Origin of the sequence: Mesorhizobium argentiipisi (SeqCode) (assembly GCF_037179585.1) — a bacterium.
Taxonomy (GTDB): domain Bacteria; phylum Pseudomonadota; class Alphaproteobacteria; order Rhizobiales; family Rhizobiaceae; genus Mesorhizobium; species Mesorhizobium argentiipisi.
In genome coordinates this window covers 251,749-268,178 of the sequence record NZ_JAPYKO010000003.1, presented here as the reverse complement: position 1 = coordinate 268,178, position 16,430 = coordinate 251,749, and the positions used below count along the sequence as shown (strand labels likewise).

14 protein-coding genes and 2 pseudogenes are annotated in these 16,430 nt (G+C 59.8%); 10 read left to right on the top strand and 6 right to left on the bottom strand.

Translation table 11 applies throughout. The features are described from left to right. Nucleotides 1-8 precede the first annotated feature (8 nt). Entirely contained in the window at nucleotides 9-1,619 is a 1,611-nt protein-coding gene (gene ccoN / locus O7A05_RS06705) for a cytochrome-c oxidase, cbb3-type subunit I (protein WP_337092200.1), read from the bottom strand. Nucleotides 1,620-1,766: 147 nt separating this feature from the next. On the opposite strand from ccoN, the gene O7A05_RS06700 reads away from it, so the two are divergent. Next, nucleotides 1,767-2,285: a hemerythrin domain-containing protein gene (locus O7A05_RS06700; RefSeq protein ID WP_337092199.1), complete on the top strand. Its 519-nt coding sequence runs from the start codon at nucleotides 1,767-1,769 to the stop codon at nucleotides 2,283-2,285. Here O7A05_RS06700 and O7A05_RS06695 read toward each other — a convergent pair. Then, complete coding sequence (locus tag O7A05_RS06695; protein WP_337092436.1) at nucleotides 2,282-3,028, bottom strand: Crp/Fnr family transcriptional regulator; 747 nt, start codon at nucleotides 3,026-3,028, stop codon at nucleotides 2,282-2,284. The genes O7A05_RS06700 and O7A05_RS06695 overlap by 4 nt on opposite strands. A gap of 180 nt (nucleotides 3,029-3,208) precedes the next feature. On the opposite strand from O7A05_RS06695, the gene hemN reads away from it, so the two are divergent. Beyond that, entirely contained in the window at nucleotides 3,209-4,537 is a 1,329-nt protein-coding gene (gene hemN, locus O7A05_RS06690) for an oxygen-independent coproporphyrinogen III oxidase (protein ID WP_337092434.1), read from the top strand. A gap of 92 nt (nucleotides 4,538-4,629) precedes the next feature. Here the strand turns inward: hemN and ubiM are convergent, their stop codons facing one another. Continuing rightward, a complete protein-coding gene (ubiM, locus tag O7A05_RS06685) occupies nucleotides 4,630-5,799 on the bottom strand; it encodes a 5-demethoxyubiquinol-8 5-hydroxylase UbiM (RefSeq protein ID WP_337092198.1) in 1,170 nt (389 codons plus the stop codon). A gap of 194 nt (nucleotides 5,800-5,993) precedes the next feature. On the opposite strand from ubiM, the gene O7A05_RS06680 reads away from it, so the two are divergent. The 7 genes from O7A05_RS06680 to O7A05_RS06650 all read left to right on the top strand — a co-directional run bounded on the left by O7A05_RS06680 (nucleotide 5,994) and on the right by O7A05_RS06650 (nucleotide 12,794). After that, nucleotides 5,994-6,209: a hypothetical protein gene (locus O7A05_RS06680; protein WP_337092197.1), complete on the top strand. Its 216-nt coding sequence runs from the start codon at nucleotides 5,994-5,996 to the stop codon at nucleotides 6,207-6,209. Between the two features lie 789 nt (nucleotides 6,210-6,998). Next, nucleotides 6,999-8,240, top strand: a complete 1,242-nt coding sequence (locus O7A05_RS06675) for an MFS transporter (RefSeq protein WP_337092196.1) — start codon at nucleotides 6,999-7,001, stop codon at nucleotides 8,238-8,240. Nucleotides 8,241-8,284: 44 nt separating this feature from the next. Continuing rightward, nucleotides 8,285-9,442, top strand: a complete 1,158-nt coding sequence (locus O7A05_RS06670; RefSeq protein WP_337092195.1) for an efflux RND transporter periplasmic adaptor subunit — start codon at nucleotides 8,285-8,287, stop codon at nucleotides 9,440-9,442. A 466-nt stretch (nucleotides 9,443-9,908) separates the two neighbouring features. Further along, nucleotides 9,909-10,544, top strand: coding sequence for a 7-carboxy-7-deazaguanine synthase (gene queE, locus O7A05_RS06665; protein ID WP_337092194.1), 636 nt, complete (start codon nucleotides 9,909-9,911; stop codon nucleotides 10,542-10,544). Further along, on the top strand, nucleotides 10,541-10,894 hold the full coding sequence (gene queD, locus O7A05_RS06660) for a 6-carboxytetrahydropterin synthase QueD (RefSeq protein ID WP_337092193.1): 354 nt from the start codon (nucleotides 10,541-10,543) through the stop codon (nucleotides 10,892-10,894). Before queE ends, queD begins: the two co-directional genes overlap by 4 nt. A 4-nt stretch (nucleotides 10,895-10,898) precedes the next feature. Then, nucleotides 10,899-11,651, top strand: coding sequence for a 7-cyano-7-deazaguanine synthase QueC (gene queC, locus O7A05_RS06655; protein ID WP_337092192.1), 753 nt, complete (start codon nucleotides 10,899-10,901; stop codon nucleotides 11,649-11,651). A gap of 897 nt (nucleotides 11,652-12,548) precedes the next feature. After that, on the top strand, nucleotides 12,549-12,794 hold the full coding sequence (locus O7A05_RS06650; RefSeq protein WP_337092191.1) for a hypothetical protein: 246 nt from the start codon (nucleotides 12,549-12,551) through the stop codon (nucleotides 12,792-12,794). 72 nt (nucleotides 12,795-12,866) lie between these two features. Here the strand turns inward: O7A05_RS06650 and O7A05_RS06645 are convergent. Continuing rightward, nucleotides 12,867-13,067, bottom strand: a pseudogene (locus O7A05_RS06645) (integrase core domain-containing protein); the annotation flags it as partial. 260 nt (nucleotides 13,068-13,327) lie between these two features. Here O7A05_RS06645 and O7A05_RS06640 point away from each other — a divergent pair. After that, nucleotides 13,328-14,536 (top strand): IS110 family RNA-guided transposase, encoded by a 1,209-nt coding sequence (locus tag O7A05_RS06640; protein WP_337092424.1) that lies wholly within the window; start codon nucleotides 13,328-13,330, stop codon nucleotides 14,534-14,536. Nucleotides 14,537-14,549: 13 nt separating this feature from the next. On the opposite strand, the pseudogene O7A05_RS06635 reads toward O7A05_RS06640, so the two are convergent. Together O7A05_RS06635 and O7A05_RS06630 are read right to left on the bottom strand one after the other, a co-directional pair. Next, a pseudogene (locus O7A05_RS06635) lies at nucleotides 14,550-15,463 on the bottom strand (IS3 family transposase); the annotation flags it as partial. Nucleotides 15,464-15,709: 246 nt separating this feature from the next. Beyond that, nucleotides 15,710-16,249: a hypothetical protein gene (locus O7A05_RS06630; protein ID WP_337092190.1), complete on the bottom strand. Its 540-nt coding sequence runs from the start codon at nucleotides 16,247-16,249 to the stop codon at nucleotides 15,710-15,712. Between the last annotated feature and the right edge of the window lie 181 nt (nucleotides 16,250-16,430).

The window sequence follows — 16,430 nt, the reverse complement described above, 5'->3', positions numbered from 1 at the left end:
CTGGCTCCTTATTCGGCAGGCTGGAAAGCGGATACGGAACCCGGCAATGGCTGCTCTTCGCGCTGGCGACCACGAATGGTCATCGTGACGTTCCACGCCATGATCAGGGTGCCAGCGAGATACATTGCTCCGCCGATGGCCCGCATGATGTAGTAAGGGTGCATGGCGGCGACAGTTTCGGCGAAGGAATAGACCAGAAAACCTTGCTCATTGTATTCGCGCCACATCAGGCCCTGCGTGATGCCGGACACCCACATGGCCGCGGCGTAGACAACGATCCCGAGGGTCGCCAGCCAGAAGTGCCAGGTGACCAGCCGCAGTGAATAGAGCCGCTCACGGTTCCACAGCTTCGGCACCATGTAGTAAATCGCCCCAAACGAGATCATGCCGACCCAGCCGAGCGCACCTGAGTGAACATGACCGATGGTCCAATCGGTGTAGTGCGACAGCGAATTGACCGTCCTGATGGACATCACCGGGCCTTCGAAGGTCGACATGCCGTAGAAGGCGATCGCCGCGACCATCATGCGAATAATCGGGTCTGTGCGGATCTTGTCCCAAGCACCAGACAAGGTCATCAGGCCGTTGATCATGCCGCCCCACGATGGCATCCACAGCATGATCGAGAACGCCATGCCGAGCGTCTGCGCCCAGTCGGGCAGGGCGGTGTAATGCAGATGATGCGGGCCAGCCCAGATATAGAGGAAGATCAGCGCCCAGAAGTGGATGATCGACAGCCGGTAGGAGTAGACCGGCCTGTTGGCCTGCTTGGGCACGAAATAATACATCATGCCGAGGAAGCCGGCGGTCAGGAAGAAGCCGACCGCGTTGTGGCCATACCACCATTGCGTTAGGGCATCCTGTACACCCGAGAATGCCGAGTAGCTCTTCGATCCCAGGAACGACGCAGGCATCGAGAGATTGTTGACCACGTGCAGCATCGCGATGGTCACGATGAAGGACAGGTAGAACCAGTTGGCGACGTAGATATGCGGTTCCTTGCGCTTCAGGATGGTGCCGAGGAACAGGATGAGATAGGCGACCCAGACTATGGTCAGCCAGATGTCCACGTACCATTCGGGTTCGGCGTATTCCCGCGACTCGGTGATGCCCAGCAAATAGCCGGTGGCGGCCATGACGATGAAAAGCTGATACCCCCAGAAGACGAACCAGGCGAGCTTGCCGCCAAACAGACGGGCACGGCACGTGCGCTGCACCACATACAGCGAGGTGCAAATAAGCGCGTTGCCGCCAAAGGCGAAAACCACACCGGAGGTGTGAACAGGCCGCAGGCGACCAAAGTTGAACCAGGGTTGGATATTGAGGTTCGGGTAGGCCAGCTGCAGAGCGATGACCACGCCAACCAGCATGCCCACCACCCCCCAGAATACTGTTGCGACGGCCCCGTAACGGATCGGCCCATCCATATAGGCCGATGGATCAACCGGAGCTGCTGGCTTGAATTCGGTGTTGCGCAACAGGATGGCGGTGAAACCGGCAAGTACGAAAAACAACACCCACATATGTTGCCGGAAAGGGCCGTCGACGCCGAAGCCTGCGGCGACCAGGGCCGCGAACGCAAACAAACTCAAAGCGACGATCTCTGTGCCAAATCTCATAACATCTCCCCGACGGCGGGTTTGATGCGGATGCGGGTCCGCTCCACGCTTATTTCGCAAATGGCGTCTTGGCGCCTTGATCCATGTCAAGGTCGCGGTTCCCCAGTCGGACAATCCTGCGTCCTGAATTCGCGCGGAGACCTCCTGATGGCCAGCTGCAAATCCTCAATCGTCGATAAATGCAAAGCCTGGCCGTTTGTCGAAGGCTGCCTTCATGCCGGCCTGCCGTGCCGGAATGTCTGTTTCTGGCACGATCGGAAATTGCGCATCTGCGACGAGCTGGAGGCGATAGCCGACGAATTGCCCTCGGTGAATCCGTTGAAGTGCTTGCTGGCGGCAAACCAGTTGTTGCCTCTGCTGCGCATGAGCCATGCCTGTGAGGAAGAGCATGTCTTTCCTGTGTTCGCGAGCGGCGCACATCATGGAGAGCGGAGCGCTTCGATACGTCGCCTGCTGGCCGAGCACATCGAGGACGAGAGCGCAGCAGAGGATTTAACCGATACCCTGCTGGCGATCGGGCGTGGGGGCGCTGTCGATAACCCTGAAGCCCTCGGCTTCATGCTAAGGGCCTTCTTTTGTGCGTCGCGGCGTCACATCGCATTTGAGCGCGAGCACATCCTGCCCCTCGTCGCGCAGCCCGATTGGATCAACAGTCCGGCCTCCTAGGTGTCAGAACACTCCCGAGCACCCGAACAGCGTCGCAGCCGATTCACGCTGTCGACCACGACATGGCGGTTGTTCTTGATCCGGATCACGCCGTCGGCTCGAAGCTCTGTGAGCCGGCGGCTGACGGTCTCGACCGTCAGACCGAGGAAGTCCGCGATATCGGCCCGGGTGAGCGGCAGATCGAAAGTTGCCGCTCGCTTGCTGATCTCTGCCGCCGGGTCGATATTCCTCGCGATCAGGAAGAGAAAACTCGCCACCTTCTCAACCGCCGTCTTACGCCCGAGCGTCACCATCCAATCGCGAGCCTCGTCCAGTTCCACCAGTGTCTGCTTGAGCAGGCGGTGTTCCAGAGCCGGCACCTCCCTCATCATTCGCTCCAATGCGGCCTTCGGGAACGAGCACAGCGAGACTTCCGTCGCGGCCTCCGCGTTGATCTGGCTTTGCGATTTGAACGGCCGGCCCAGAAAATCGGGCGCGAATTGAAGCCCCACGATCTGCTGGCGTCCGTCCCAAAGACCCTTCGTCAGCTTCACAACGCCCGCAAGCACGTTCGAATAGCTTTCGATGGTTTCGGCGTCTCCGACCAGCTCGGTTCCGGGCGGAATGTTGTGTCTCGACGAGGTCCTGGCCAAGTCGACCAGCTGGTTGGGCTCAAGCGCACCGCACAACCCGCGGCGCCGTCCCTCGCAGGATTGGCAAAGCACAGGAATGGCGACGCTTTCAAAGTCTTGTGTGATGGTCATCGCTTGGCCCGAATGAATAATGCTGGCAGCACGATAGCACCGCTGCTCCGGGAGGTGTTGCGTCAGTTTGTCCTGCCTTCCGGCACCTTGATCGAAATCAAGGCAGCCGCGGTTTGCAGAGGGCAATTTGCCGTCATGCATGAAACAGCAACCAACCGCACGCGTCCCGAATTGACCGCCATGCTGCGCCAAAACGTACCGCGTTACACGAGCTACCCGACCGCGCCACATTTTCATTCTGGCGTCGACGCCGGTCTGCTTCAAGGCTGGATCAATGCCCTCAAAGACGACGACGAGTTGTCGCTCTATCTGCACATTCCCTATTGCCACAGGCTGTGCTGGTTTTGCGCCTGCCACACCAAGCACACGCGCCATTATGCGCCGGTGGCTACCTTCCTGCGCGCTCTGCACAGCGAGATCGAAACGGTCGGGCGTCTCATGAGCGGCAGGGGCCGCGTGCGTGCTGTCCATCTTGGCGGCGGCTCCCCGACCATGCTGAAACCCGACGACATGCTTGTGCTCGGAAAAGCCTTGCGGAACCAACTCGACCTTCGCTCCGATGCCAGAATCAGCGTCGAGATCGAACCTCGCGACATCGACGAAGCCCGTCTGGATGCGCTGGCGGCAATCGGGATGACCAGAGCAAGTCTTGGCGTGCAGGATTTCCATCCCAAGGTACAGAAGGCCATCAATCGCGAGCAGAGTTTTCGGTCGACCAAGAGTGTGGTGGACGGCGTCCGCGCCCGCGGCGTGAAATCGGTCAATCTCGACCTGCTGTACGGACTGCCTCACCAGACGCTTGAAAGCGTGGCCGCCACGGTCGCGCACGCCTTGACGCTGCAACCCGACAGGATTGCGCTGTTCGGCTATGCCCATGTGCCGTGGTTCAAGAAGCATCAGACGATGATCGACGACGCCTGGCTGCCCGATCCCGCCGAACGGCTGGCGCAGTCGCAGCGTGCCGCTCAGCTGATCGGAGACGCCGGATACGAGCCAGTCGGGCTGGATCATTTTGCAAAGCCCGACGATGCGCTGGCGATCGCGGCGCGCAATGGTGGCCTGCATCGCAATTTCCAAGGCTACACCGAGGACAATTGCGAAACCCTGATCGGCCTTGGCCCATCTTCCATCAGCCGCTTCCGGCAAGGTTACGCCCAGAATATCGTTTCGACGGGCGAGTATGAGAAGGCTGTAATGACCGGACAATTGGCGACGGCGCGCGGCATAAAACTCAGCCTCGATGATCTGGCGAGGGGCTGGGTCATCGAGGGCCTGATGTGCAACTTCGCTTTCTCGGCGCTCGAGTTGGTGGAGCGTTTCGGTGAGGTCGGCCAAAAGCTCCTCTGTCAGGCAAGCCGCCTGGCGATTGCCGGCTCAGGCAGCCTGCTTGCAATGGACGGCAATGATTTTGTCGTGCCGCAGGAGAGCCGTCCTCTCGTCAGGACCGTGGCGGCGAAATTCGACAAATATCTTGAGATGGGCACAGCCAGGTATTCCGTGGCCGTCTGAGTGCATGCCTGGGCCAGAGGCGCTCGCATCAAAGTCGGATCGTCGATCGAGGCGACCGGCGGGCAGCCGGCCCCAAGCTAGAAAGATCGAGGTCAACGCCCCAGCGCAGCAGAAATTCCACGTCGGACAAATGGCAAATGTTGGCCCAGCCGAAGGCCCACATGCCTTGCGGCCCGCGCCAGCGGGCGCTCGTCCGTGTAAAGTTTAACCAGCACGTTGGTGGCGTGGTAAAGCGGCGCGGCGCTGAGCCTTAGCCGGGTTTCGTAATGGCGCAGCAAGGATGGATCGGCAATATCGGTTCCTTTGCCCCAAGCTGTCAGAATTCCCTCAGCGAGGCGATGTTGACCGCCAAGGCCGATGTTGAAGCCATGCGCTGTTACCGGATGCATGCCCACGGCCGCGTCCCCGATGAGCGCGGCGCGCGGCATCCAGAACCTGTCTGCCCAAGTCGTGACGAGCGAGTAGGCATGCCGGCTGCTGGCCAGCGACATTGTACCCAACCGTCCGTGGCAGCGCTGACTCATCTCTGCGAGAAAATCAGCATCGTTCATCACGACAAGTCTGGAAACCTCGTTTGCGGGGAGGGTGACAAGCAGCGACGATACGCCTTCCGCAAGCGGCAGCATTGCGATCGTCTGCTTGTGATCAAACCATTCCGTCGCGATCCGGTGGTGGGGCAGCTCATGCCGCACACGGCAGATCAGCATCGAGCAGCCGAGCCGATTGATATCTGCGGCGATGCCCAGCAGATCGCGCAGCACAGACAGACGTGAATCCGCCGCCACGAGCAGCCCGGCCGTGAGCTGTCGACCATCTGAAAGGGTCACCTTCGCGTTGCCGGGGTTGACTTGGGCGGCGACCACCTTGCAGCCGGAGAACACACGCGCATGCTCCCGTTCACGGACAATGCTGAAAAGCGCTCTACGAATCCAGTGGTTTGGGACAAGAATTCCCAGTGGCTTTGCGCTTCCGTGAGGCGCATCGAAGCTCAGCGCGAAAGGACTCGATCCGTTGAGCACCCTTGCACCGCGCAGGGGGGATTTCTCCGAACAGGGAATGGCATCCCATGCCCCGAGCTCTTGTAGAATTTTGACGGAAGCGTGAGTGAGTGCAATCTCACGTCCGTCGAAGGCGGGCTGCGCCAAGTCTGCCATCGATCGGCGTTCGATCAGCGCGACCTTGAGGTCACTTGCAGCGAGCGATGCCGCAAACGCCAACCCAATTGGGCCGGCCCCCACCACAACGATATCGAAGTTGGTCATCTTGCGCCAACGCCGGCGCGGTGTGGGCCACGGACAAGAGAGGTGAAACCAGCAGAGTTCCCGACAGCCCTCCAGATACGGTTCGACATTTTGCCCTCTCAAGAACAAGAAATTTTGGCGAACTTGATCGAGGTCAATGCGGCTCGGCGCATTCGCGCGATCCTTGCAAAAAAACAATATTGCATGGGTGGTACATGGCCGACATCGTCTCGAAGCTTGTCCGCGAGTGCAACAAAGCGCACGTCAAGGGGGTGGACTTTCCCACGATCTGGCAGACAACGCTGAAACAACATCCCTACGTCGCAGGCCAGCCGCTGCAGGATCACAGCGAATCCGGCCCTGCTCTCATGATCCCGTTGATCACCGGTCGCCATCTCATATTTGACGCTTCAGGTTTTCGGCTCGGCTAAAAGCGGTGGTGGCGACTTGCAGCGTGATCCCGAACAGGGACGGCGACCGCTCGCGTGCGTGATGACAAGATTGCGAAGGAGCACAAGCCCATCATTGTCATGTAAAGTCCAACAACCAGTAAGTTTTCCGCCGCCATAGCATTCTCCTTTGAAAACGGGTCGAGGTGAGCATGGCGGCGACAGACAAGCCTTGATCTGAGTCAATCACAGCCGAAAATATTCGTCGAAAACATTGTCAGAAATGGCAAATTTGCCAGCCGACAACCAGACAGACCGTCTGTGCGCCACCTGCAAGCGTCAACATTCAGGTCTAGCCTCGCACTGTGGCGTGTACCGAAACTCCGATACATCTGGCTGCCGCCCCCCTTTCTCCATGCAATCTGATGGCAATTGCTTTGCCGCCCGGCCGCGTCAGGCGGGTCAGCGTAGCGGGCCTTTGCAGATTAAGTCCGCGCGGCTCCGTCGCAAACAATTATGGATATTACCGTTAGGCACAACACGCCACGGGCAGCCCTAGTTGCGTGCGCATCTTAGCCGGAAGCCTTCTCTAGCCGTGTGCACTCGCGCAGCATTCGACTCGCCGGCGATCATAACCGCACCAGAATGAGACGACGGTCTTTTGGCATGCGGAGCGAGCGCTGGAGAGACTGCCTATCGAGTTGGATGTCCGACAATGTCGGACATGCAGCGGAGCTGCTCAGCCCAATCGTCTTGTTCTGCACGACCCGTCATTTGGAACGGTACATGCTTGGCTGTCCGCGAACTTCACCGATTCAGTCTGGACCTCCCATGCCTTTGCCAATCCTTGCGCTTGCCATTGCGTCCTTCTGCATCGGCACCACCGAATTCGTCATCGTGGGCCTGCTGCGCAAGGTTGCCACCGATCTTGGCGTGACGGAGCTGTTAGCCGGGCAACTGGTGACTGGCTACGCGCTGGGCGTGGCCTTCGGCGCTCCGATCGTGGCCATGGCCACCGCGCATTTGCCGCGCAAACCCGTGCTGGTCGGGCTTGCGGCCCTGTTCGTCGTCGGCAATTTCTTCTGCGCCATCGCGCCCAATTACTGGCTGCTGATGGCCGCGCGCGTCTTCACCGCTTTCGGCCATGGCGCCTTCTTCGGCATCGGCTCGGTCGTCGCCGCCAGCCTGGTGCCGCGCAACAAGCGCGCCAGCGCCATCGCGCTGATGTTCGCAGGCCTGACGCTCGCCAACATCCTCGGCGTTCCCGCCGGCACCGCACTCGGCGAAGCCTTCGGCTGGCGGGCCACCTTCCAGGCCGTGGTCGGCATCGGCCTGATCTCGGTCGCGGCCATCGCCTGGCTGGTGCCGTCCGACGTCACGGAACCGAGCGGCGGCGGCCTGCGCGCCGAAGTCCGCGTGCTCGGCAAACTGCAGGTGTGGCTGGCGATGTTGATCGCGGCGCTGACCTCTGCCAGCCTGTTTGCCGTCTTCACCTACATCAAACCCTACCTCACCGACGTGTCGGGCCTGTCGACCGCGGCGGTCACCTGGGTGCTTCTGCTGTTCGGCGCCGGCATGACCATCGGCAACATCATAGGCGGCAGGCTGGCCGACTGGAAACTGATGCCGACGGTGATCGGCGCCCTGGTGCTGATGGTCCTGCTGTTCGTTTGCTTGAGGCAGTTCGGCGCAAGCGCCGGCGTCGCCGTCGGCATGGTGTTCCTGTGGGGCCTGCTCATCTTCGTCATCGTGCCGCCGTTGCAGATCCGTGTCGTCGAGGCGGCTTCCGAAGGACCCAATCTTGCCGCCACGCTGAACCAGGGCGCCTTCAATGTCGGCAATGCCGGCGGCGCCTCGATAGGTGGCCTGGCCCTATGGGCCGGCGTTTCCTATGCCAATTTGCCGCTGGTCGGCGCGGTGCTCGCCCTGCTGGCGGTCATTATCGCGGTTTTGTCGCAAGCGCTGGAGCGCCGGACCGTTCTGCCGAACGGCCGGCCTCAGCAGCATCTCGGCATCACTCTGAGGAGTCAGACGCGTCCGACCCTTGAACAGCATGAGCCGGGGCTCGGATGAGAACGATAGGTGGAATTTCTAGCAGCAGATGAGTGACTGGGATCATGAGACGAAGTGTTTTCTTCCTTGGGATTTTCGTGTGCTTCGCCGGGGTGATTGGCTGGTTCACGTCAGCGCCAAGTAGGCAGCCGCCCAGTTCCGCCGCGGTCGCTATCGTAAAACGGGGCTCGCTGACGGACACAGTAGCTGCAACCGGTGTTCTGGAACCCTCACAGCTGGCGCAAATCCGTGCGCCGGTCTCCGGTCAATTGACGACGTTTCACGTCAGCTTGGGGGACAAGGTTCACGCAGGCGATGTTATTGCGGAATTGGATTCTTTCGGGCAGCAGAACCGATTGCGTCTGGCGACGGCTTTGCTTTCCCAGAAGCAGGCAGCCCAAGATTCGAGACAGGTCAAGCTCGACTGGGCCGAGCGTAGCCTGACGCGTCAGCGGCAACTCTCTGCAAAGCAAGTCATTTCGAGTGCTGCTCTTCAGGATGGCGAAGCCGCCGTCCGGATTGCCAGAGCCAAGCTGGACTTGTCGACAGCGAAGGTCGAAGAAGCGAGCGTCGGGGTCGAAAAGGCCCAAATAGATCTCGCCAATACACGGATCACAACGCCGATAGACGGGCGAGTGCTCGCTATCGTCAAACCTGGACAGACGCAGCCCTCAAGCGTGATTGCTGTCGTCGCGCAGACCGACATGATGAGGGCGCGAGTGCAAGTTTCCGAGGCAGATATCGAATGCATCAAGGTCGGACAGCCGGTGCATTTCACTGTGGGAAACAGAAAGCCGAACCCAGCTAGCCTGCTGACGGAAGTGGAGCCGGCCCCATCCACTCTTCTGTCGGACCAGGGACCTTCGGGTGGCCAAGTAGGTGGCCGCTCGGGGCAGACGCAGCCGGTCTACTATAATGCATTTTTTGAGGTGCCCAACAAAGAGGGGAAGCTTCTAGCAATGATGACTGCCGACGTGACGATTACGGTGAGCGCGGTTGATGACGTGTTGCTTGTCCTGAGGAACGCGCTCGTCGGCCCCGATGCGGATGGTTCCTATGGTGCGCGGGTAGAGAAGGGGGCAGGCGCGACCGAGGCACGCCGCGTGCGTGTGGGGCTGGTGAATCAAACCGACGCCGAGATCCTTGGTGGTCTCTCCGAGGGCGAAAAGATCATCCTGCCCAAGGACAGCGGCACGACACGGACAGACTGCTCCATCGGCTGAATTGAAGCCATGTGGCAATCCTTAAAGCGAAACAAAGCGTCCCAGCACGCGTGGGAGCAAATCAGCTGCCCCATGAGGAAGAAATCGCCCATCCTGTAGGCGAGGCGTTTTGCAGAATCCCATTTGGGGGTTAAGGACTTCAAACCACCTCCAAGTCGGGATCGCAGATGCAGCCCCAAGCTGCCCAAAATGGAGAAGCTTCCATGCAGGATTGTGTGTTGCCTTTTGCGAGAGAACCCTGTCGCTAAGAGGTATGCGGTTCAGGTGCTTCATCCGATGACAGGCGACCCAGAGCGAGAAGTGTTCGCTCGGCTGCCTCTATTTGACGTTGGCTCCCCATGCGGGGTGAGTGGTCGTCAGGAATGGACTGCGACGCGGGAGCACTGTCCAGAGCGTGCCCTCGGACATACGCCAAGTCTCGCCCTCGCGGGGGAACGGCACTCGCTCAATCGAAGGTAGCTTAGCCATGTCATACGCCGTCAAGGAGATCTTCTATACGCTCCAAGGCGAGGGGCGGAATGCCGGGCGTGCCGCCGTCTTTTGTCGCTTCGCGGGATGTAACCTTTGGTCGGGCCGTGAAGCCGACCGCGCAACGGCAATCTGCAGCTTCTGCGATACCGATTTTGTCGGCGTGAACGGCTCTGCGGGCGGACGCTTTGCGACCGCACAGGCGCTTACATCTGCCGTCGAAGGGGCTTGGGCCGGGTCTGGGGAAGGGGGGCGCCTTGTCGTCCTTACCGGAGGGGAACCCCTTCTGCAGGTGGATGAAGAGCTGATAGAGGCCCTGCACGCTGCCGGGTTTGAAATTGCTGCGGAAACCAACGGCACGATTCATCCGCCGGCTGGCATCGACTGGCTGTGTGTCAGTCCGAAAGCCGGTGCCGCACTCTTGGTCAAAGCCGGGGACGAACTTAAGCTCGTTTATCCTCAGCCCAAAGCGGAGCCTGAGCGCTTCCAAGGCCTGGCTTTCGACCACTTCCTACTCCAACCAATGGATGGACCTGAACGCGAGGCCAATACCGCAGCTGCTGTCGCCTATTGCCTTGCGAATCCACGATGGCGGCTCACCCTTCAAACCCACAAGTTTCTAGGAATTCCATGAAAATCACGCAGGCTTTCACTTTTGAGGCAGCTCACCGCCTTCCCCGAGTGCACGAATCGCATCGCTGCCACCGAATGCATGGCCACTCCTATCGTGTGGATCTTCGTCTCGCAGGCCCAGTCGATCCGGATACGGGTTTTGTCGTGGACTTCTTCGATGTCGAGGCTGCATTCGCCCCCCTTTTGCAGCGCCTTGACCATCACTGCCTCAATGAGATCGAGGGTCTAACAAATCCCACCGCCGAAAATATCGCGATATGGATCTGGAATCATGTAAAGCCGGACCTGCCGCAAATTGCGGCGGTAACAGTTTGGGAAACACCGCACTGTTGGGCCGAATATGAAGGGTGAGACGATGCGACAAGACTCCGAGGCTGCGCTCGTTCTCTTCTCCGGCGGCCAAGATTCAACCACCTGTTTGGCTTGGTCGCTCGAGACATTCGCGCGCGTCGAGACGATTGGCTTTGACTACGGGCAACGGCATCGGATCGAGTTGGACGTCCGGCCCCGCGTGCTCGACCAAATACGGCGGGACTTCGCGGGTTGGAGTGCTCGCCTCGGCGAGGATCACCTCGTCGATATAGCCGTGCTTGGAGAACTGAGCGAAACGGCGCTCACCCACAGTGTCGAAATCGCCATGCAGGAGAATGGGCTTCCGAACACCTTCCTGCCTGGCCGCAACCTGCTCTTCTTGACGTTCGCGGCCGCTGTCGCCTATCGGCGAGGCATAAGGCATTTGGTAGCTGGTGTCTGCGAGACGGATTACTCAGGCTACCCCGATTGCCGAGACGACACCATCAAAGCGATGCAACTCGCTCTGAACCTTGGAATGGAGGCACGCTTTGTCGTCCACACTCCATTGATGTGGATCGACAAGGCGCAGACTTGGGCGCTGGCGGAACGGCTGGGAAAGGAGGCCCTGGTCAGACTCATCTGTGAGGAAACTCACACCTGCTACAATGGCGACCGCGAGCACGCTCATGCCTGGGGTTTGGGTTGCGGAACCTGTCCGGCATGCGAACTGCGCGCCCAAGGTTGGGAACACTTCCTCTCCTCCAAGTCGGACCCGAACCCCCGCCCGTCAGGCAATTTGACCGTCGTCGCCTGAGGGCTGGTGTCTTCTCGTTCCACTTGCCGCCAAAAACTCAATATACCGATTTCGCGTGGGCGTGTTCAGGACCCTATTTCATGAGCGGCGCCCACGCTTTGGCCGCACGCATATTTTCGACTTCGTCTCGTACGTCGTCCCTTAACTTCTTACCCTTGATGGTCGGGCACTTGAAAGCATCTTCGGAGGCTTGGCCTGGGGAATGTCCGGGCAGGTTTAGCTCGCACGCGCCGGCGCAGTACCGCACGAGCATGGAAGCATCAGCATGGTGCAAAGTGCGACGAATGTTGGACGATGTTGGACGTCCGACGTGGCGGTTTCGGAGGACCCCGTTGTAATCAACTTGGTTCTCGTTGGCATGACTGATGCACTTTGTGATCCGCAAGACCTAACCGAAAGCGATCGCATGAAGATGTCGAGAGCGGCGCTGACTCTCTCCTGACGTGATCCGCAGGTTGAACCGATCCTAAGCATTGGTGCCGGGATTTCGGCATCGTCCGTATTCGGCAGGATCAGCCCATTGCCTATGTGGTGGAGCGGCAGCTTACGCAGAGCCGTTGCGCGAGTCTCGGAACAGAACAGCGGGAAACGCCATGACGGAACCGAGCAGAGGATTCGAGGAAGAAATAGAGGAAACCCCGGCGATACGGAGTCAGCGTCTGAAGTCGGGGCGGCCCGGTCACGACAGCGAGGAGCATTCGCGCGAGTTCCGCGCTGAGGTGATGGTCCACCAGTGTTTCTCTCCTTGGAATTATTGTGCGTGGCGTCGGGGAGCTTTTTGGGGGATGGTTTCGGAACCAAGCAGCCAGTCTTCCACCCCGGCCTTGGTCACGACAGCAAAAGGGGTGAAATCGTCACCGGCGCTTAGCATTGTAGCGCGCCAGGGGGACTTGCCCAGTGGAAGTTTTCGAAAGGCTTGAAGCCTTGATCGATGCGCCCGAAGCCGAAGCCGTCACTGACGCGCGTGTGATGCTGCGTCAGTTCGAGTCGATCATGACCGCCGACGCGATCCACCAGTTCTTGCTGGACCTGATGACCTTGGTCTTTGTCGTGGAGTCTGGTCATAATTTCCACGGCTCGGTGCGAAAGCTGGCCAAGGTTAGGCTGGCGATGCTCAAGATGGTTTGCGCACTCTCAGCCTGACCGCCGTGCGAAGTGACCTGAGACCCTTGTTCCCTCCATTTCAATGGAGAGTCCGGCGCTTCATTTCTGGCCTCATGCGGCCTGTTTTTCCAGCGCCATTTTTATGGCGAATTCGATGGGCGTGATGTTGCCCAGGGCTGAGTGTGGTCTGTTGCGGTTGTAGTCCTCCTTCCATAGATCGATTGCTGCCCGCGCTTGCGCGAGGGTGGAGAACAGCGTTTCGTTCAAGCATTCGTCGCGAAATCGGCCGTTGAAACTCTCCACGAATCCGTTATCCGGCATGTTGTTCTCGGTGCCATCGTTTGTTCGGTCGTCAGGTTTCGTTAAGCTTGGCGCATCCGGGCCACGGGGCACCGGGAGCACGCAAGTGCGGGCAGGCCGTCGTATGCAGATGAACTGCGAGTTCGAGCACGTTATCTGGCCGCCCCTACGACTCGCCCGGATGCGCTGCGAGCGCGGATCCGTATTTGTCGTGTTGCCCGCTGGCTCCCTGTTCGTGACCAACGATGGAGGGAACCGTGCGTATTATCGGCATGGACATACACCGCGTAGCCGCCGAGGTCGTGTCGTTGCTTGACGGCAAGATCGTCAAGCTCGGCCGCGTTCAAATGCTGCGCGATAAGCTCGAAGTGTTCGCCAAGAAGGAACTCACCCATGACGACCACGTGGTGATCGAGGCGACCGGCAATGCCGCGGCCGTCGCCGAGGTGCTATCGCCCTACGTGGATCGGGTCGTGATCGCCAATCCCAAGCAGGTGCACATGATCGCGCACGCAAAGGTGAAGACTGACACGATCGACGCCACAGTCCTTGCGAAGCTCTACGCCTCGGGCTTTCTGCCGGAGGTCTGGGTTCCGGATCCGGGGACCCTTGCCCTCCGAAGACAGGTCACCAGGCGGACACAGCTGGTTCGCCAGCGTTCACGGCTGAAGAACCTGATCCAGTCCATCCTCCACGCCCACCTGATCCCGCCTTGTCCGCATGGGAACCTTGTCGGGATCAGCGGGCGCAAATGGCTGACGAGGCAAATATTGCCTGCGGATGAGCGCACTGCCATCCAGCGCCACCTCGGCTTGATTAACCAGATCAACGAGGCTTTGACGGTAGTCGAGGCGGATATCGCGGTGCATGCGCTCCAGGATCCGACAATCCGCCGCTTGATGACGTTGCCCGGCCTCGACGTCACGGTGGCTGCGAGCGTTGCCGCGGCAATCGGAGACATACGGCGCTTCAGCGATCCACAGAAGCTCGTCGCCTATCTTGGCCTCAATCCGAGCGTGCGGCAGTCTGGTGAGGGGCCAGCCTATCACGGGCGCATCACAAAGCAGGGCCGCGGCCATGCGCGGGGGATGCTGGTCGAGGCGGCATGGGCGGCTGTGCGATCGCCAGGACCTCTACGCGCCTTCTACAAGCGCATCGCCTCGCGCCGCGGAAAGCACATCGCGGCCGTCGCCACCGCGCGCAAGCTTGCAATGATCATCTGGCACATGCTGAGCAAGAATACCGACTACATCTGGGCCCGGCCGGCCTTGCTCGCCCGCAAGTTTAGATCGGTCGAGCTGCGTGCCGGCCTTCCGACCAGCCATGCCAGACGCGGCACCGCCTTCGACTACAACATCCCGGCCAAGCGCGCCGAAGAACGATCCCGAATAGAGAAGGCGGAAGCTGCCTATGCAGCAGCGACTTCCCGATGGCGGACGCGACCGAACAGGCAAAACGCTGTGGAAAAAGCCGCCGAATGAGAAGAAGGGGCTATTCTACAACATCCGTCTGCATCGGCTTTCCGGGTGCGATGTAGTGCCATTCGACGCCGCTCTCCTGGCACCATTTGAGGATCGCCATCGACGTCAGCTCGGTGCCGTTGTCCGAGACGATCGTGCAGGACCTGCCGCGGCGGGCGATGATGGCGTCCAGTTCCCGAGCGACGCGGGCGCCCGACAGCGACGTATCCGCGACCAGCGCCAGGCATTCCCGCGTGAAGTCGTCGACGACGGCCAGAACCCGGAACCGTCGTCCGTCCGTGAAGGCATCGCTGACGAAATCCAGGCTCCAGCGCTCGTTCATCCGGCCCGGCGCGATCATCGGCCTTCTCGTTCCCAAGGCCCGCTTGCGGCCGCCACGCTTGCGGACCTGGAGCTTCTCCTCCCGATAAAGCCGCCGCAGCTTCTTCTGGTTCATCACGATCCCTTGCCGTTCAAGCATGATGTGGATGCGCCGGTAGCCAAAGCGGCGGCGCTCGGCAGCCACCGTCTTCATCGCCGCTCGGACGACGGCATCGTCCGGCCGGATGCTTGTGTAGCGAACACTCGAGCGATCGACGAAAAGTGCCTTGCACGCCCGACGCTGGCTCACCCCATGCCGCTCGCAGGCGTGGGCCACAGCGCATCGCTTGGCATCGGGCGTCACCATTTTTTTGCGGCGACATCCTTCAGGATGGCATTGTCCAGCATCTGCTCGGCCAGCAGCTTCTTCAGTTTGGCGTTCTCCTCCTCCAAAGCCTTCAGCTTGCGGGCGTCGGAAACGTCCATGCCACCGAACTTGGCCTTGTATTTGTAGAAGGTCGCTTCCGAGATCCCGTGCTTGCGGCAGACATCGGCGGTCTTCATTCCCGCCTCTTGCTCCTTCAAAATCGCGATGACTTGTTCTTCCGTGAACCGTGAACGCTTCATTCGTCCGTCTCCTTGAGCGGGACGAACTCTACCAAAAACTGGAGGAGCTTCAGGGTCTCAGGTCAGAAGATATCCGCGTCGAAGAGCGCGATGTGCCAGCTGGCGCAGGGCCGGGCACCATGCACGAGCCGAAAGCTCGTGCATGCGCACACGTTGTGCTCCTGTCGCAGGCGCTTCCGCCCCTTTCGGCCACGGAATCAAGAGGTGAGTCGGCAGTGCATCCTGGCCCGCTCAATCGATATTGAGCTACCCGCGCTCCATTTCACCAAGAAAGATAACATCATCCGGAGGTTGAAATTCTGGGTTGGAAATTTGCCTGCGCATCGCCGAATTCTTCGCTTCCATTCCCTCTCCTGTAAATCGAAATCCGCTCTTATAGAAAAATACTGAAGCGTCTTCAGACTGAGAACGAAGGGTCAGACTGCGAAGGTTATCCAGCGCTCTGAACCGATCGGCGATTTTGATCATGGCCGTCCCGAGCCCTTTGTATCTCGCCCGCTGTTTATTGTGTATCCAGCCAATTCGCATGCTGCCATCCTGCGGCGCAATGGTCAAAGTCCCCATATCGGTGTGGTCGGCGTCAGAGAAGAAAGAAATGCTGCGGGAACTGCCGATGTAATTTATTGTTTTGTTCAACCCGATTGACTCTCCCCGGCTCCTGTCAAAGATGGAATCGGCTGCGCGGCTCGCCTCCCTAAGGTCCAGCACCTCATTCGGCATGTGAGTCGATCGGGTCGCACCGCGATCGCGGTCTTCAGGTCTATGTCTACTTGTATAACGATCCATGGTTCAGGGCTCCTTTGATTTCTAATCATACCGCCTAGGAGCGATCCGCCGAACTGATTTCGCGTTACATTTGCCATCCAGCAGGCTTCTCTCATTATTACGCGGTGTTTCGGAGCCAGCTTTCGGGAGTGATCGCGATGAGGTTGTCGGTCCTTTAGTGGCCGCTAGGCTTGTGTCCGGG

Coding starts and splice junctions, on each gene's coding strand:
- ccoN (WP_337092200.1), bottom strand. CDS start 1,619: ATGAGATTTGGCACAGAGATCGTCGCTTTGAGTTTGTTTGCGTTCGCG.
- O7A05_RS06700 (WP_337092199.1), top strand. CDS start 1,767: ATGGCCAGCTGCAAATCCTCAATCGTCGATAAATGCAAAGCCTGGCCG.
- O7A05_RS06695 (WP_337092436.1), bottom strand. CDS start 3,028: ATGACCATCACACAAGACTTTGAAAGCGTCGCCATTCCTGTGCTTTGC.
- hemN (WP_337092434.1), top strand. CDS start 3,209: ATGCTGCGCCAAAACGTACCGCGTTACACGAGCTACCCGACCGCGCCA.
- ubiM (WP_337092198.1), bottom strand. CDS start 5,799: ATGACCAACTTCGATATCGTTGTGGTGGGGGCCGGCCCAATTGGGTTG.
- O7A05_RS06680 (WP_337092197.1), top strand. CDS start 5,994: ATGGCCGACATCGTCTCGAAGCTTGTCCGCGAGTGCAACAAAGCGCAC.
- O7A05_RS06675 (WP_337092196.1), top strand. CDS start 6,999: ATGCCTTTGCCAATCCTTGCGCTTGCCATTGCGTCCTTCTGCATCGGC.
- O7A05_RS06670 (WP_337092195.1), top strand. CDS start 8,285: ATGAGACGAAGTGTTTTCTTCCTTGGGATTTTCGTGTGCTTCGCCGGG.
- queE (WP_337092194.1), top strand. CDS start 9,909: ATGTCATACGCCGTCAAGGAGATCTTCTATACGCTCCAAGGCGAGGGG.
- queD (WP_337092193.1), top strand. CDS start 10,541: ATGAAAATCACGCAGGCTTTCACTTTTGAGGCAGCTCACCGCCTTCCC.
- queC (WP_337092192.1), top strand. CDS start 10,899: ATGCGACAAGACTCCGAGGCTGCGCTCGTTCTCTTCTCCGGCGGCCAA.
- O7A05_RS06640 (WP_337092424.1), top strand. CDS start 13,328: ATGGACATACACCGCGTAGCCGCCGAGGTCGTGTCGTTGCTTGACGGC.
- O7A05_RS06630 (WP_337092190.1), bottom strand. CDS start 16,249: ATGGATCGTTATACAAGTAGACATAGACCTGAAGACCGCGATCGCGGT.